Origin of the sequence: Minwuia sp., from assembly GCF_048263705.1 — a bacterium.
Classification (GTDB): domain Bacteria; phylum Pseudomonadota; class Alphaproteobacteria; order Minwuiales; family Minwuiaceae; genus Minwuia.
Genome location: NZ_JBLXDV010000002.1, coordinates 294,446 through 310,773 on the forward strand (window position 1 = coordinate 294,446; position 16,328 = coordinate 310,773).

General features: G+C 64.3%; 15 protein-coding genes. 8 read left to right on the forward strand and 7 right to left on the reverse strand.

Going from position 1 to position 16,328, the window contains the following annotated elements; all coding sequences use genetic code 11:
• Positions 1-1,215 (forward strand): threonine synthase, encoded by a 1,215-nt coding sequence (locus tag ACN0X7_RS03830; protein WP_417514286.1) that lies wholly within the window; start codon positions 1-3, stop codon positions 1,213-1,215.
• 671 nt (positions 1,216-1,886) lie between these two features.
• Here ACN0X7_RS03830 and ACN0X7_RS03835 read toward each other — a convergent pair.
• Positions 1,887-2,726 (reverse strand): enoyl-CoA hydratase, encoded by an 840-nt coding sequence (locus ACN0X7_RS03835; protein WP_417514288.1) that lies wholly within the window; start codon positions 2,724-2,726, stop codon positions 1,887-1,889.
• Positions 2,727-2,775: 49 nt separating this feature from the next.
• Here ACN0X7_RS03835 and ACN0X7_RS03840 point away from each other — a divergent pair, with 49 nt between their 5' ends.
• Both ACN0X7_RS03840 and ACN0X7_RS03845 read left to right on the forward strand, forming a co-directional pair.
• The gene (locus tag ACN0X7_RS03840) at positions 2,776-3,120 is read left to right on the forward strand and encodes a hypothetical protein (RefSeq protein WP_417514290.1); all 345 of its coding nucleotides are present in this window, start codon (positions 2,776-2,778) and stop codon (positions 3,118-3,120) included.
• Positions 3,121-3,150: 30 nt separating this feature from the next.
• Entirely contained in the window at positions 3,151-4,299 is a 1,149-nt protein-coding gene (locus tag ACN0X7_RS03845; RefSeq protein ID WP_417514292.1) for an epoxide hydrolase family protein, read from the forward strand.
• Positions 4,300-4,474: 175 nt separating this feature from the next.
• On the opposite strand, the gene ACN0X7_RS03850 is transcribed toward ACN0X7_RS03845, so the two are convergent.
• The gene (locus ACN0X7_RS03850; protein ID WP_417514294.1) at positions 4,475-5,710 is read right to left on the reverse strand and encodes an LLM class flavin-dependent oxidoreductase; all 1,236 of its coding nucleotides are present in this window, start codon (positions 5,708-5,710) and stop codon (positions 4,475-4,477) included.
• Positions 5,707-6,606 carry an SDR family oxidoreductase gene (locus tag ACN0X7_RS03855; RefSeq protein WP_417514296.1) on the reverse strand — a complete coding sequence of 300 codons (900 nt, stop codon included), beginning with the start codon at positions 6,604-6,606 and terminating at the stop codon, positions 5,707-5,709. Before ACN0X7_RS03855 ends, ACN0X7_RS03850 begins: the two co-directional genes overlap by 4 nt.
• A 154-nt stretch (positions 6,607-6,760) precedes the next feature.
• On the opposite strand from ACN0X7_RS03855, the gene ACN0X7_RS03860 reads away from it, so the two are divergent.
• The 5 genes from ACN0X7_RS03860 to ACN0X7_RS03880 all read left to right on the forward strand — a co-directional run bounded on the left by ACN0X7_RS03860 (position 6,761) and on the right by ACN0X7_RS03880 (position 11,321).
• A complete protein-coding gene (locus ACN0X7_RS03860) occupies positions 6,761-7,519 on the forward strand; it encodes a VacJ family lipoprotein (protein WP_417514298.1) in 759 nt (252 codons plus the stop codon).
• Between the two features lie 96 nt (positions 7,520-7,615).
• Complete coding sequence (locus ACN0X7_RS03865; RefSeq protein WP_417514300.1) at positions 7,616-8,584, forward strand: aspartate carbamoyltransferase catalytic subunit; 969 nt, start codon at positions 7,616-7,618, stop codon at positions 8,582-8,584.
• Positions 8,584-9,888: a dihydroorotase gene (gene pyrC / locus ACN0X7_RS03870; RefSeq protein WP_417514302.1), complete on the forward strand. Its 1,305-nt coding sequence runs from the start codon at positions 8,584-8,586 to the stop codon at positions 9,886-9,888. The genes ACN0X7_RS03865 and pyrC overlap by 1 nt, the downstream gene beginning before the upstream one ends.
• Positions 9,889-9,927: 39 nt before the next feature.
• The gene (gene plsY / locus ACN0X7_RS03875) at positions 9,928-10,542 is read left to right on the forward strand and encodes a glycerol-3-phosphate 1-O-acyltransferase PlsY (protein WP_417514668.1); all 615 of its coding nucleotides are present in this window, start codon (positions 9,928-9,930) and stop codon (positions 10,540-10,542) included.
• Entirely contained in the window at positions 10,542-11,321 is a 780-nt protein-coding gene (locus ACN0X7_RS03880; protein WP_417514304.1) for a DUF2927 domain-containing protein, read from the forward strand. The genes plsY and ACN0X7_RS03880 overlap by 1 nt, the downstream gene beginning before the upstream one ends.
• A gap of 54 nt (positions 11,322-11,375) precedes the next feature.
• Here the strand turns inward: ACN0X7_RS03880 and ACN0X7_RS03885 are convergent, their stop codons facing one another.
• Genes ACN0X7_RS03885 through fabI form a run of 4 tightly spaced genes read right to left on the reverse strand, consistent with a single transcriptional unit; the run spans position 11,376 to position 16,191 of the window.
• The gene (locus ACN0X7_RS03885; protein WP_417514306.1) at positions 11,376-12,521 is read right to left on the reverse strand and encodes a Crp/Fnr family transcriptional regulator; all 1,146 of its coding nucleotides are present in this window, start codon (positions 12,519-12,521) and stop codon (positions 11,376-11,378) included.
• Positions 12,522-12,563: 42 nt separating this feature from the next.
• Positions 12,564-14,291, reverse strand: coding sequence for a signal peptide peptidase SppA (gene sppA / locus ACN0X7_RS03890; protein ID WP_417514308.1), 1,728 nt, complete (start codon positions 14,289-14,291; stop codon positions 12,564-12,566).
• On the reverse strand, positions 14,291-15,364 hold the full coding sequence (aroC, locus tag ACN0X7_RS03895) for a chorismate synthase (RefSeq protein WP_417514310.1): 1,074 nt from the start codon (positions 15,362-15,364) through the stop codon (positions 14,291-14,293). The genes sppA and aroC overlap by 1 nt, the downstream gene beginning before the upstream one ends.
• A 14-nt stretch (positions 15,365-15,378) precedes the next feature.
• Positions 15,379-16,191: an enoyl-ACP reductase FabI gene (gene fabI, locus ACN0X7_RS03900; RefSeq protein ID WP_417514312.1), complete on the reverse strand. Its 813-nt coding sequence runs from the start codon at positions 16,189-16,191 to the stop codon at positions 15,379-15,381.
• Positions 16,192-16,328 lie beyond the last annotated feature (137 nt).

Below are 16,328 nucleotides of genomic sequence, written 5' to 3' on the forward strand. Positions count from 1 at the left end.
ATGACCTACGTCACCCATCTGGAATGCAGCGCCGAGGGCGATCACTACGCCTTCGGTGAGGTCCACAACCTGTCGAAGGCGGGCAAGCCGCTGCTGGTGCGCTACGACCTTGAACGGATGCGCGCCGAACTGGATCGTGACCGGCTGGCCGCGCTGTCGCCGGGTCTGTGGCGCTACCGCGATCTGCTGTGCGTTGAACGTGACGAGGATGTCGTCAGTCTGGGCGAGATCCAGACACCGCTGCTGCCGCTGGCGCGGACGGCGGAACGGCTGGGCGCGGACTGGATCAGTACCAAGGACGAGGGCCGCCTGCCGACCGGATCGTTCAAGGCGCGGGGCATGGCGCTGGCCGTGTCCATGGCCAAGGCACTGGGCCTGAAGCGGCTGGCGATCCCGACCAACGGTAACGCCGGCGCGGCGATGGCGGCCTATGGCCGCGCCGCAGGCATGGAAGTCTACGTCTTCTGCCCGGAAGAAACGCCCGATGTGAACGTGCGGGAGATCGCCCTGCAGGGCGCGAAGGTCTGGCGGGTGAACGGCCAGATCGACCAGTGCGGCGGCATCGTCCGCGACGGCAAGGAACGCATGGGCTGGTTCGATGTCTCGACCCTGAAGGAGCCCTACCGGATCGAGGGCAAGAAGACCATGGGCCTGGAACTGGCCGACCAGATGGGCTGGACCCTGCCGGACGTGATCTTCTATCCGACCGGCGGGGGCACCGGCCTGATCGGCATGTGGAAGGCCTTCGCCGAACTGGAAGCGCTGGGCTGGATCGGATCGCACCGCCCGCGCATGGTCGCCGTGCAGGCGACCGGCTGCGCGCCCATGGTCCGGGCCTGGGAGAACGGCTGGGACCACGCGACCCGCTGGGAAGATGCCACAACCGTGGCCAGCGGCATCCGCGTGCCGCAGGCCGTCGGCGACTTCCTGATCCTGCGCGCCGTACGCGACAGCGGCGGTTTCGCCATCGCCGTCGAGGATGAGGCGATCATGGCCGCTCAGGCGCAGTGCGCGCATGATGACGGCGTGCTGCTGGGTCCCGAGGGCGCGGCGACGCTCGCCGCCTACGAAACAGCCCTCAAGGACGGTCGCGTGCGTGCCGACGAACGCGCCGTGCTGTTCAACTGCGGCACGCCCCTGAAATACCCGATGCCGCCGGTCAGCCATGCGCTGGACCTCGACGCACTCGACTGGAGCAGCGTCGAGACGGCCTGAGACGCATGAGCAATCTGTTGCGAGGCCTGATCCCGCAACCCAGTACTGAAGCGACCACAATCGCTGGCGCCGCCGTCTGGGCACCGGGATCGAGTCCCGGTGCGCGTGGTAGTCTGGCACATCGGCCTTAATCCGTTCGGCGCGTTGCGGGACTTGATCCCGCAACCCGGTACTGAAGCGACCACACCCACTGGCACCGCCCGCTGGGCACCGGGATCAAGTCCCGGTGCGCGTGGTGGTCTTGTGATGGACGGCGAGAAACGCTGACTCGTCGCGGCAAACCATTGTTCGCCGACACGCCCCATTGCCCTGCCGCTTTGCGGGACTTGATCCCGCAACCCAGTACTGAAGCGACCACAATCGCTGGCACCGCCGTCTGGGCACCGGGATCAAGTCCCGGTGCGTGTGGTGGTCTGGCACATCGGCCTTAACCCGTTCGGCGCGTTGCGGGACTTGATCCCGCAACCCAGTTCTGAAGTGACCACACCCACTGGCGCCGCCCGCTGGGCACCGGGATCGAGTCCCGGTGCGCGTGGTGGTCTGGCACATCGGTCTTAACCCGTTCGGCGTGTTGCGGGACTTGATCCCGCCACCCGGTACTGAAGCGACCACGACCGCTGGCGCCGCCGTCTGGGCACGGGGATCAAGTCCCGGTGCATGTGGTGGTCTCCCTACTTTCCCGAGAAATTCGGGGCGCGGCGTTCGACGAAGTGCGCGACGCCTTCCTGGAAATCTTCCGATTCGAAGCTGCCGGGCATTTCCAGATTGGCCGACAGGATCGCACTTTCCAGATCCTGATGCAGTGCCTTGTAGACCTGCGCCTTCATCACCCGCATGGAGCGCGGCGAGACGGACGTCGCCAGTTCTTCGGCATAGGCCCGGCATTCGTCGACGAAGCTGTCCGTCGGGATAACCCGGCTGACGAGGCCGATCTGCAGGGCTTCCTCGGCGCGGACCTTGCGCGCGCTCATCAGCAGGTCCAGCGCGGCGGCATGTCCCACCAGCGCGGGCAGCATCCATGAAATGCCATGCTCGGCGATCAGGCCGCGCTTCGAGAAGGCAGTCGTGAACATGGCGGAATCGGAGGCGAACCGCACGTCGCAATAGAGCGCCATCACCATGCCGAGACCCGCGCACGGGCCGTTGATCGCACCCAGAATGGGCTTGGGCACGGTCGGGAAATAGGAATAGCGCTGATCGTAGTCGCGGCTGAGTTTCAGCCCGCCCTCGATGGCATTGTGGCGGGGCACGACGCTGTTCATCCGGCTTTTCGCCTTCTCCGCCTCGTCCTGCAGGCCGCCCAGCAGGTTCATGTCCGCACCGGAACAGAACCCGCGCCCCGCGCCTGTGAGTACGATAGCACGGACACTGTCGTCGGCCGTCGCCTCGGTCATCGCCGCGTGCAGTTCGCTTTCCATCACGCGGGTCCAGGCGTTCAGCGCCTCGGGCCGGTTGAGCGTGACAGTCAGAACCGGTCCGTCCTTTTCGTAGAGAATTTCCGAATAAGCCATGCGATCCTCCCCTGATGCAGGCTCGCATGATGGCGCACGGAAGGCCGGTATGGAAGAAATTCAAGGTGCCGCGAAGTTCGGCGCGCTCGACCTGATGCTGCTCGGCGTGTTCTTCATCAGCTACAATGTGCTGGCGCTGCTGCAGATCGCCTTTCTGTATGGCGGCAGGTACGTCACCTTCGGCGCGGTGACGGTCGGTGCCGTCCTGCTGGCGCAGGGTTTCGTATTTCTGGACGTGTCGGCATTCTGCGCGGATCGCTCCAGCGTGATCATCTGCAGCGACGACAAGCGGCAACTGGTCAGTCTGGGTATGGTCTGGGTGATCGTCTGCGCCGCGATGCTGGTCATCTTCGCGGCGTTGCAGGGCTTGCGGCGGTTGCGGGCCGCAAAATAGCGGGGCCGTTCAATTCTGGGGGAGACGGGCATGAAGCCGTTCGAGGTACACATCAGCGATGAAGAGGTCGCGGACCTGAAGGCCCGGCTGAAGGCCACCCGCTGGCCGCGGGAAGAGCCGCGGGACGCCGGGTGGGACTACGGCGCGAACATGGCCTATTTGAAGGAACTGTGTGCCTACTGGCAGGACGGGTTCGACTGGCGCGCGGTCGAGGATGAAATCAACGGCTTCGACAATTTCACGGTCGGCATTGACGGTATCGACATCCATTTCATCGCGGAGCAGGGCTCGGGCGAGAGCCCGGTGCCGCTGCTGCTGACCCACGGCTGGCCGGGATCGTTCCTGGAATTCATCGAGGTCATCGAACCGCTGGCCCATCCCGAGCGCTTCGGCGGCAAGGCCGAGGACGGTTTTACGGTCATCGTGCCCAGTCTGCCGGGCTACGGCTTCTCCGGCTCACCGGGCAAGCCGATCGATTGCCGCGACGTGGCGGGCCTGTGGCGCAAGCTGATGGTGGATGTGCTGGGGCATGAGAGGTTCATCGCGCAGGGTGGCGACTGGGGATGTCTCGTGACCTCGTGGATCGCCGCCGACCATGGCGATGTCTGCATCGGGGCGCATCACAACATGTGGATCATGCGCCCGCCGCAGGGCGAAGGAACCCCACCCCCCGATGCCGAGGAACAGGCCTGGCTCGACGGGCGCGCGAAGGGCATGGCGAGGGAAACCGCCTATCAGATGATTCAGGCGACCAAGCCGCAGACGCTGGCCTACGGGCTGACGGATTCTCCTGCGGGACTGGCGGGCTGGATCGCCGAGAAGTTCCATCGCTGGGGCGATACGCGCGGGCAGATCGAAAGCCGTTTCTCGAAAGATCGGCTGCTGGCCAATATCGCGCTCTACTGGTTCACCGGCACGATCAACACGTCCACCTGGATGTATTGCGCGATCCCGCTGGGTGAGAGTTTTTCAGTGCCCGACGGCAAGCGGATCGAGACGCCGGTCGGCATCGCGCACTTTCCCGGCGATACGTTCGCCATGCCGCCACGGCAATGGGTCGAGCGCGCGGCCAATGTCGTGCACTGGACCACGATGCCCGCCGGGGGGCACTTCGCGGCGATGGAGGAACCTGACTTGTTCATCGAAGACGTGAGGGCCTTCAGACGCCTGATTGCCTGATCGCCTGATCGCCTGATCGCCTGATCGCCTGATCGCCTGATCGCCTGATCGCCTGATCGCCTGATCGCCTGAGGACGCATCACCGAACTGCCCCCCGCACAAGGCGGGGATGACAGCCTGTAACGAGGCAGGCACCCCGCGTTCGCATCCGGCGCGAAGGCGCGGGACCGGCGGATCAGTCCCCGGCGGCGGTCTGCTTTTCCTTTTCCGCCATCTGCGCCTTCAACTCCTCCGGCGTCAGGCGCACGATGTCCTCGTTCTGGTGGCTGTAGATGTCGAAACCTTCGGTGGTCAGTTCTTCCAGCTCGATCTTCCGCGCCAGCACATCGGCCTTCCAGGCCTCGTGGTCGGCCTGCTCGGCGTGGAATTCCGGCATCACCTCTTCGGCGAACAGCCGGTAGCTCTTGCAGATGTCCTCGTGACTGGTGCGGCCCGCCTGAGCGACCAGAATGCACTGGTCCACGTGGGCGTCGGCGAACATCCGTATCTTCCTGCGCAGGGTTTCGGGGCTGCCGATCAGGGCCGTCTCAATGGCCTTCTCCGCCTTCTCGGAATAGCGCCATTCCTGATAGGCCTTCCACAGATCGCTCTTGCCCGGCGCGTCGACGCCCATCCGCCCGTAGTAGGACAGGGCGAAGATGAAGAAGGTCCAGCCGTGCGCCTTCTCGATGGCTTCCTCGTCGGTCTCGGCGCAGAAGAACCCGTTGGCGATGGCGATGTTCGGGTTCTGCGGATAGTCGGTGAGCGGATTCGGGTGGTTCAGCAGCATGTTGTAATAGCGGTGCACCCACGCTTTCGCGGCATCGGCGGAGATGAAGCTGAAGCCCAGCGCGCCCATGCCCCACTGTCCGGCGCTGGCAATCGTCTTGATGTTGGAACACGCGACCCAGAGCGGCGGATGCGGCTTCTGCAGCGGCTTGGGCACCACGTTGCGGGCCGGAAACTTGAAGAACTCACCCTCGAACGCCCAGTCGGTCTTGCTGAACATCGGGATGATGGCGCGAACCGCCTCTTCCCAGCGGTCGCGCTTGGAGCGGACCTGCACACCGAACGGATGCAGTTCCGCCGGCCCCGCGCCCTCACCCAGACCCAGTTCGACGCGGCCGTTCGACAGCAGGTCCAGCGTCGAGATCTTCTCGGCCACACGGTGGGGCTGATTCGTCGTGATCTGGACGATGCCGTGGCCCAGCCGGATGTTCTTCGTTCGCTGGCTGGCGGCGCCCAGGAAGACTTCCGGCGCGGACGCGTGCGAATATTCCTCCAGGAAATGGTGCTCGACCACCCAGGCATTGTCGAAACCGAGATGGTCGGCCAGTTCGATCTGGTCGAGGGATTCGTTCAGCGTGCGCTGTTCCGACCGGTCGTCCCAGGGACGCGGAATCTGGTGTTCGTAAAAGATACCGAATTTCATGACTGATCCTCCCCGGCGTCGTCATCGGTGTAGCCGCCCAGAAAATGCGGCGGCCCGTTATAGCGGTGAAAGCCCTGATAGGGCTTCGCGTTGGTGTGGTCGGGCACGGTCCAGTCCTGCCGGATCGACTGGCTGGCCCCATGCACATAATAGCAGGCGCCGGACACGTACGACGACCCTTCCGACAGCAGGAAGGTCACAACCGAGGAGACCTCGGCCTCGGTGCCCATGCGTTTGAAGGGCATCTTCTTCAGCCCTTCGGTGAACTTGGCCTGCATCTCGGGCGTGTAGGTGTTCATGCCCGACGACGCGATATAGCCCGGCACCACCGAATTCACCCGCACGCCATAGTTGGCCCATTCCACGGCCAGCGTCTCGGTGACCGTGATCATCCCGGCCCGCGCGCCGCCGGTGTGGACCATCATCGGTGTACCGCCGATGGGATCGGCGACGATGTTGACGATGGACCCGCCATGGTCCCGCATCCACTGGGTCAGGGCTTCTCGGGCAACGGTGAAGCCGGAGACCAGATTGTTCCGCACCACGGTCTCGAAGCCCTTGGTCGACATGTCTTCTGCAGGCGAGGTGAATTGCCCGCCCGCATTGTTGACCACCCCGTCCAGCCTGCCGCCGCGGTCGACCACATCGGTGACCATGGCCCTGACCGCTTCCTCGTCGCGCAGGTCGCAGGCGTGGCAGATGGCGGTTCCGCCGTCCTCGGCGATCTCGTCCGCGACGGTTTCCAGCTTGACCATCTGGCGGCCGACCAGCGCGACCGTCGCCCCCAGAGACGCCAGTTCATGCGCCGTGCAGCGGCCGATTCCCGACCCGCCGCCCGTTACAAGTACGGTTCTCCCGGCAAACAGATCTGGTCGATAGATCGAACGATAAGGCAAGCGCTCCTCCCCTGAAGCAGTCACTGCAACCATCTCACAGTTCCGACTGTGGCGCGATTGCGACGCCTTCATCACACTTTGGAAACACCTTTCTTGCAAGGATGACATTCTCGCGCCAGATGATAGAACGAAGTGGGCCTCGGAGGGATCGCACATGAAAATCGTCAGAACCTGCGCAGTGATTGCCATCGCCAGCTTTGCCTGGACCGGCGTTGCAGTGGCTGAGGCCGTCGAGGATCCGTACGAATCGACGAATCGCGACATCTTCGAATTCAACATGAGCCTGGACCGCTCGCTGATGCGGCCGGTGGCGCGCGGGTACCGCACCGTGGTGCCCGATCCCTATCGCCAGGGCATTTCCAGCGTGCTGGACAATCTGACCGAACCGCGGACCCTGCTGAACAACATCCTTCAGGGCGAGGGTGAAGCCGCGTGGAACACCTTCATGCGCTTCATGATCAATTCGACCGTGGGTCTGGGCGGCCTGTTCGACATCACGACCGCCGGCAACCACGAACGTCGCAAGGAAGATTTCGGCCAGACGCTGGCGGTCTGGGGTGCGGGCAGCGGACCCTATCTGATGCTGCCGGTGTTCGGTCCGTCGAACGGGCGCGACGCCGCCGGATTCGTCGTCGACACCGTGACCGATCCGTTCGGTTTCGTATTCGGTTTCGTTCCCGCCGCTGCGCGCACGGGCACCGCCATGGTCGACAACCGCTCCGAACTGATCGAGGAAACCGAGGTCCTGGAGGACACGGCCATCGATCTCTACGCGTCGGTGCGCACCCTCTACACCCAGAACCGCGAGCACGAGATTCGCAACGGTGCTCCGCCGCCGCTGGAAGATCTGTACCGCGATCTGGAGCTGGAAAAGGACATTCAGGTCACCTTCCCGCGCTCCCAGACGAACTGATCCGCGCCCGTCGTCCGATGGGGGCTTGTGAGGAATGACCGTTTCACGCAAACGGAGCTTGCACTTGCGCGCCCGCTGAATATTGTGCCGGTTTTAATGACCGATCAAATTCCGACCGACGATCTGCCTTTCCCGCACCGGCATCTGCTGGGCACCCAGAACCTTTCCCGTGACGACATCCAGCGCATCCTCGACCTGTCCGAGGGCTATGTCGATCACAACCGCCAGCGGGGCAACCGCCGCCTGGATCTGGCGGGGCGCACCCAGATCAACCTGTTCTTCGAGAATTCGACACGTACGCTGACGTCCTTCGAGCTGGCCGGCAAACGGCTGGGGGCCGACGTCATCAACATGAACACCGAGGTTTCATCGACGAAGAAGGGCGAGACCCTGATCGACACGGCGATGACGCTGAACGCCATGCATCCCGACATTCTGGTCGTCCGCCATCCGGCCTCCGGCGCGGTCGCGCTGCTATCGCAGAAGGTGGACTGCGCCGTGGTCAATGCCGGCGACGGCAAGCACGAACATCCGACGCAGGCGCTGCTGGATGCGCTGACGATCCGGCGGCGACTGCATCGCCTGGAAGGGCTGAAGATCGCCATCTGCGGCGACGTCGCACACAGCCGCGTCGCCCGGTCGAACATCCATCTGCTGAACACGATGGGCGCGCGCGTCCGGGTCATCGCCCCGCCGACCCTGCTGCCCACCGGCATTGCCCAGCTGGGGGTCGAGACCTACACGGACATGCGCGCGGGGCTTGAGGACGTGGATGTGGTGATGATGCTGCGGCTGCAGCGTGAACGCATGACGGGATCGTTCCTGCCGTCGGTACGCGAATATTATCACTTCTACGGGCTGGACCATGAGAAACTGGCCTTTGCCAAGGACGACGCGCTGATCATGCATCCCGGCCCGATGAACCGCGGCGTCGAGATCGACACGGATGTCGCCGACGATATCCACCGCAGCGTCATCCGCGAGCAGGTCGAGATGGGTGTTGCCGTCCGCATGGCGGTGCTGGAACTGCTGACCCCGAAATACGGCAACGGAGCCCCCGTCTGATGGCCCGGCATCGCATCGCCTACATGAACGGTCGCGTGCTGGATCCGCTGACCGGGCGCGACGAGAAGGGTCATGTCCTGATCGAGGACGACCGCATCGCCGCCGTGGGCCCGGACATCTTCCCGAAGGGCGCGCCGGACCGGACCGAAGTGGTCGATGTCGACGGACTGTGCATCGCGCCGGGGCTGATCGACATGCATGCCGTCATCGGCGAGCCGGGGTCCGAGCACAAGGAAAGCTTCGAGAGCGCCGCTGCCGCCGCACGTGCGGGCGGAGTGACGACGCTGTGCACCATGCCGAACACCGATCCGGTGATCGACAATGTGGCGCTGGTGGAATATGTGCTGCGCCGGGCGAACGAGGGTTCGGACGTCCATATCCGCCCGCTGGCTGCGGCGACCCAGGGCCTGGAAGGCAACCAGTTGACCGAGTTCGGCCTGCTGAAAGCCGCGGGCGCGGTGGCCTTCACCGACGGTGACAGGGCCATTGCCAACGCCAACGTCCTGCGCCGGGCGCTCAGCTATGCCACCGCGTTCGATGCCCTGATCGTGCAGCACGCGGAAGAGCCGTCGCTGGCGTCAGGCGGCGTGATGAACGCCGGTGCGCTGGCCACCCGGCTGGGCCTGTCGGGCATTCCCACCGCCGCCGAGACCATCATGGTGGAGCGCGATATCCGCCTGGTGGAGATGACCGACGGCCGCTATCACGCTGCGCATCTGACAACCGCAGAGTCCCTTGACGCCGTCCGCCGGGCCAAGGGCCGGGGATTGCACGTCTCCTGCGGGACCGCCCCGCACTACTTCACGCTGAACGAGAACGAGGTGAACGGCTATCGCACCTTCGCGAAGGTGTCCCCGCCCCTGCGTTCCGAAGATGATCGCAAGGCCGTCGTCGATGCGATCCGCGACGGCACGATCGACGTGATTTCATCCGCCCACACGCCGGAAGACCCGGAAGCCAAGCGTCAGACGTTCGAGCAGGCGGCCTTCGGTGTCGTCGGGCTGGAAACCATGCTGGCGCTGGGGCTGCAACTGCACATGAGCGAGGACGTGCCGCTGCTGACCGTGCTGGCGTGCATGACATGCAACCCGGCTCGGCTGCTGGGGCTGGAAAGCGGCGCGCTGGAACCCGGCCGTCCCGCCGATCTGGTCATCTTCGATCCGGACGCGCCGTGGATCGTCGATTCGAAGAAGTTCCGGTCGAAATCGAAGAACTCCCCCTTTGACGAGCGCCCGCTGCAGGGCCACGCGGTCCGCACCGTCGTGGACGGGCACACCGTCTTCGTCCGTCGCGTCGAGAGATAGGCGGTATCCGGCATGTATTCAGACCTCATGCTGAACATCATGCAGGCCTTTTCGGCCCCGCTTCAGCTCGGCGGAACCTTCGTGCTGGCCTACCTGCTGGGGTCGGTGCCCTTCGGCCTGCTGCTGACCCGGCTGGCTGGAATGGGCGATGTCCGGTCCATCGGTTCCGGGAATATCGGCGCAACCAACGTGCTGCGCACCGGCCGCAAGGACATTGCCGCGCTGACCCTGGTGCTGGATGCGGGCAAGGGTGCGGCCGCTGCGCTGGCAGGCTGGTACATGTTCGGACCCAGCGCCGAGATCCTGGCGGCCATCGGCGCATTTCTGGGACATCTCTTTCCGATCTATCTCGGTTTCCGGGGCGGCAAGGGTGTGGCCACGTTCCTGGGCATCGCGCTGGCGGTGAACTGGATTGCCGGTCTGCTGGCCTGCGCGATCTGGCTGCTGGTCGCGGTCGTGACCCGCTACTCATCGCTGGCGGCGCTGGTCGCCACCGCGGCAACACCGGTCTTCGCGTGGTACTTCTACAGTCACCTTTACATGGAACTGGCGATACTTCTGGCAGCGCTCGTCTACCTCAAGCACCGCGCCAACATCCGGCGGCTGGTCACCGGCGAGGAGCCGAAGATCGGCGCACGGAAGGAGGCCAGCTGATGCGGTACCTGCTGGCGCTGATCATCGCCGTTGGCCTCGCCGCATGCGAAACGGCACCCACCGGACCGGCATCAAAGCCGGCGTTCACCCGCGCGGATGTCATCAGGGGCTTCGATCGGGTCGCATTCGGGCGCGAGTTCGCCGATGCCGATTCCGACAGGGTGCTGAAATATGCCGAACCCATCAGGCCGGTGATCGTGCATGAACCGAACGACCTTCAGTCCATCCGTCGTGTGCGGTTCGTGTTCCAGACCATCGAAGGCTTCTATCGGGCCCCGGTCATCGAACGGCTGGAAACCGTGGAGATACGCTCGATCCGGGAAGGCCAGCTCGATCCGTTCAACTTCGTCATCTACGCCCTTGGCCGCGACAGCTACGAGATATTGCTGAACCGGCTTGAAAGCCGGCTCGCCGGCAATCCGAAACTGTGGAACCAGTACGAGCTGTCGCGCTGCAGCGGCTTCTTCGGCGGTGACGGCAGCCACGATCTGAGAACCTTCATCATCGTGGATGTCGATAACCCGCTGCACGACATGCAGGAATGCTTCTTCGAGGAAATCCTGCAGGGACTCGGCCTGCCCGACGACGACGACGGGCTGATCTGGTCGCTGTTCAACGACAGCAATGACGTGCACATCCCCGGTGCCTTCGACAATCTGCTGGTCTCCATCCTTTATTCGGATGCGATCAGGCCCGATATGCCGCGCGCCCAGGTGCAGGCGCTGGTTCCCGCGATCGTCGACGATCTCTGGCCCCTCTATCAGGCCTCGGACGGCTGAACCCGGAACCCGGGTTCTGTGACCGCAGCGGCGTCAACCGGAGACCGGACCGCGCTAGGCTGCGGTCGATTTCGCCTCGACGAACTTGGTGGTCGTGTCCTTCAAACGCTCGATCAGGATCAGCGAGAGATTGAACAGGATACGCGCGGCAACGTCCGGCATCTTTTCCATCGACGCCTTCATCGTGTCCTGCGTGATCACCAGAATTTCCGACGGCTCCCGCGCAACGACATCGGCGCTGCGGGGCTGGGCGTTCAGATAGGCCATCTCACCGAAGATGCCGCCCCTGCCGAACGTCGAAAGACGATGCCCGTTGCCCCGGACATCGACCGAACCCTGCAGCACCACGAACATCTCGTTGCCGACTTCTCCCGATGCGACGATGTTTTCGCCCTTGCCGCACTTGATGATCGTCGCCAGCCGCAGAAACCGCATGGCGTCCTTGTGGTCCAGGGCCATCAGCAGGGGAATGCCGTGGTGTGGCGTCTGCTCCAGCCGCCGGGTCAGGAAGGCCCAGAGCTCATCATCGTCCATCGCCGCCGGCTGGACCGCATCACACACTTCGGCGTAGGTCCGGCGGAACCAGCTCACAAGCTCGATATCGTGATCCACGCGACGGCTGATCCTGCCGAAGGGCGAGCCGACCCGGGCGAGGTGATCCGTATCGCCGGTCGGCAACACCATCGGCACACGGAAGCCGAAATCCGGGTCCTGATAGTTCTCGGCATAGCGCCGGTAGCCCAGACGCTCGAAAACCGCAACCTCGCCGGGGCTCGCATTGGTGAAGTCGAAGCTGGAGTGCCGCGCACAGGCGATCTTGTAGGCCGCTGTCATCAGCAGATTGGCGCCGCGCGCATCCAGCACGGACGTGTCCACCACCAGATAGTCGGTGAACGAGACGACCAGTTCGGGCAGGCTCTGAAACGGCCCAAGCGCATAGCGTTCGCTCATGTAGACCGGCAGTTTCGCCAGCGGTGCAATGATGATGCGCAGACACGCCGCGATCTTCCCGCTGACCTTGACATAGACATGCATCGCGGCCCGGTCGGCCACATCCGACAGCGTCTTCAGATCGTGATCCGCGTTGGGATAGGTACGTTCCGATCTCTCAGCCAGCAGGCGATAGCGGAAGCGGAAGATCTCTTCGCTTTCCTCCCGGCTGTTCGCGATCAGGACTTCCAGATTTCGGGGCTCGGTCATCTCAGCAGCCTGACAGGTCAGGCTGAAGATCGGGTTAAGATGTCAGTCCAAAATCAGGTCGGGCATCCGCACCCTGATCCCGCCTTCGGCTTCCAGTCGCTCGACGGCGTGATCCCATCCCCGAAGCCAGTTGATGCGGGAGCGGACGGAGACGAAACCCAGATCGGCCGCATGGAACAGGCGCTGGGTTGCCGACAGCCGCGGAAACTCGACGATCTCCACCGGATCCGACGGTTGCAGCGACAGCGCCTGTGCCGCCTCCTCGAACGCCACTTCCAGGCCGCCCAGACGGTCCACCAGGCCCAGCTCCAGCGCCTGATTGCCGGTCCAGACGCGCCCCTGCGCGGCGCGTTCCACTTCATCCGCCGTGAGCCCGCGGTTCTCTGCGACCGCTGACGTGAACGCGGCGTAGATCGCATCGATGCGGCGCGAGAGCATCGCGCGTTCTTCCGACGTGTATCGGGTAAACGGCGAGTTGATGGCGGCATGCGGGCCGCTGCCCACCGTCTCGAACCGGACGCCGTAATCCGACAACAGATCCTCGATCACGATCTTGCCCCCGATCACCCCGATGGACCCGGTGATGGTGGATGGGTGAGCGACGATCCGGTCGGCCGTCATCGCGATCATGTAACCGCCCGAGCCCGCCACCGATCCCATGGTCACGACCACCGGCTTCTCGATGTTGGCAATGGTCTCGGCGATCGCATCCGACGGCGCGTAACCACCGCCCGGACTGTCGATGCGCAGCACGATGCCATCGATCTCCGGATCATCTGCGGCGAACCGCAATGTCTCGACAAGGCTGACCGAGGCAATGGTGTCGGTTTCCAGCGGGTTCGCGTAACCATCGCGAATCTCGCCGGTTGCCGCGATCAGGGCGATCCGCGCCTTCGGTTCCTCCGGCGCCTTCAGCGCGACGGACAGATATTCCGACGCGCTGACATGCCGTTCGTCCAGCAGATCGGTCAGCGTGGCCCGGTGCGCCAACCGATCCACCAGACCCAGTTCCAGGGCCTTCTCGGGCGACCAGAACGCGCCGTCCAGCGCGGCCTGGAGGTCGGCGACGCTGTTCACCGCCGCCCGGTTTCCGGTGATCCCGGTCATGGCCGACGCCCGTACGTCGTCGACCAGTTCCTTCAGGGCCGCCCGCAGGTCATCGCTCATCCGCCTCTCGGTGATCACGTCGGCGGCGGACTTGAACCGCTTGCGCTTCTCCAGCTGCGGTTCGATACCAAGATCGGATATCAGCTCGCCCGCATATGGCGTCTGCAGGGCGATACCGCCCACGGCGAACTCGCCCGATGCCGGCATCCAGATCTCGTCGAAGGCGGACGCCAGCCGATAGCGGCCGAAATCCCACTGCGTGGCATAGGCATAGGAGGTCTTGCCCGACGCACGGAACTTCGCCATTGCCGTCGCAAGCTGCGCCCCATGGGTCAGTGGCACGTCGGCCGCCGACAGATCGATCATCACGGCCTGAATGCGCTCGTCGTCCGCCGCCCGCTCGATCACCCGCACCATGCGATGAACCGACAGGCCCTTGCCCTGGACCAGCTTGAGAAACTGACCCGCCCCTGCCTTTTCGCTCAGCCTGTCGTTGAAGCTGAGGTCGAGGACGGCGACATCGGGAATGTCATCGCCGCCACCGCTCCACGGCGCGGCAATCAGCAGAAAGACGAGCAGGCCCAGCACACCGATACCGATGAACAGCGCCAGCGCGCGCACCGCATACCAGAATATCCTGAAGATGCGGCCAATCACGCCCATCAGATGTCCTTCACCGCGCGGGCCCGCAGCAGATGATCCGCCAGCACGCAGGCCATCATGGCCTCGCCCACGGGGACGGCGCGTATGCCCACACAAGGGTCGTGGCGTCCCTTCGTGACGATCTCGGTCTCATTGCCCTGGCGATCCACGGTTGCGCGCGGCTGCAGGATGGAAGACGTCGGCTTCACCGCAAACCGGCAGACAATCGGCTGGCCGGTCGAGATGCCCCCAAGAATGCCGCCCGCATGATTCGATGTGAAAGCGGGCTGGCCGCCTTCCATCCGCATCTCATCCGCGTTCTGCTCACCGGTCAGGGCGGCGGCGGCAAACCCTTCGCCGATCTCCACGCCCTTGACCGCGTTGATCGTCATCATGGCCTGCGCGAGGTCGGAATCCAGCTTGCCGTAGACCGGCGCGCCCAGTCCGACGGGCACGCCCTCTGCCACCACCTCGATCACGGCCCCCACCGAACTGCCGGACTTGCGGATACCGTCCAGATAGTCTTCCCAGCGGCCCGCCGTCTGCGGGTCCGGGCACCAGAACGGATTGCGGTCGATGGTCTCCCAGTCCCAGGCGTCGCGATCGATAGCGATCTCGCCCACCTGAACCAGCGCACCGCGGATGCTCACCCTCTCGCCCAGCACCTTGCGGGCCAGCGCGCCGGCGGCGACACGGCTCGCGGTCTCCCGTGCCGACGACCGCCCACCGCCGCGATAGTCCCGGATGCCGTATTTGGCGTCATAGACATAGTCGGCGTGGCCGGGCCGGAACTTGTCCTTGATGTCGGAATAGTCCTTCGAGCGCTGATCCACATTCTCGATCATCAGCTGGATCGGTGTGCCGGTCGTCCGCCCCTCGAACACGCCCGACATGATGCGCACCTGATCGGGTTCGCGCCGCTGGGTCGTGAACCGGTTCTGACCCGGCCTGCGCTGGTCCAGGAAGTGCTGGATCTCGTCTTCGGTGATCGGGATCAGCGACGGACAGCCGTCGATCACACAGCCGATCGCCGGACCATGGCTTTCACCCCAGGTCGTGACCCGGAACAGATGACCGAAACTGTTGTGAGACATGCCGTGTATCCGGCCTACATGCTGCCGATATCGGGCGCATCCACGGCCTTCATGCCCACCACGTGATAGCCGGAATCGACATGCAGAACCTCGCCGGTGACGCCCTCGCCCAGATGGCTGAGCAGATAGAGTGCGGAATTGCCGACCTGCTGGATGGTGACGTTCCGCTTCAGGGGCGAATTCAGTTCGTTCCATTTCAGGATATGGCGGAAGTCGCCGATGCCCGATGCGGCCAGCGTCTTGATCGGACCGGCAGACAAGGCGTTCACCCGGATGCCCTTCGGCCCCAGATCGACCGCCAGATAGCGGACGCTGGCTTCCAGCGCCGCCTTGGCAACCCCCATGACGTTATAGTGCGGCATCACCCGTTCCGCCCCGTAATAGGTCAGCGTCAGCAGGCTGCCGCCTTCCGACATCAGGGGTTCGGCCAGCTTCGACAGGGCCGTGAACGAATAGCAGCTGATGTTCATCGACCGGCGGAAATTGTCGGACGTCGTATCGACGTAGCGGCCCTTCAACTGGTCCTTGTCGGCATAGGCGATGGCATGGACCAGGAAATCCAGCTGTCCCCAGCGTTCCTCGACAGCAGCGAACAGATCGGTCATCGACGCGGTATCGGTCACATCGCACGGCATGACGAAGTCGCAGCCGATCGAATCGGCCAGCGGCACGACCCGCTTCTTCAGCGCGTCCCCCTGATAGGTGAAGGCCAGTTCCGCACCTTCATCGGACACGGCCCTAGCGATACCCCAGGCGATCGAACGTTCGTTCGCAACACCCATGATCAGGCCGCGCTTGCCTTCCATCAGACCGCTGCGTTCACTCATGCCTTCTTCCCCCGGATAACGTATGTCTACACAGACACCCGTTGTGACCGGCCGCCCAAGTTTCGCTTTGCCATTCGGACCTCGTCCGCGCAACCATGGGGCCGGATATGTTGTGTACGCTGGAGGTTATAAGCGTT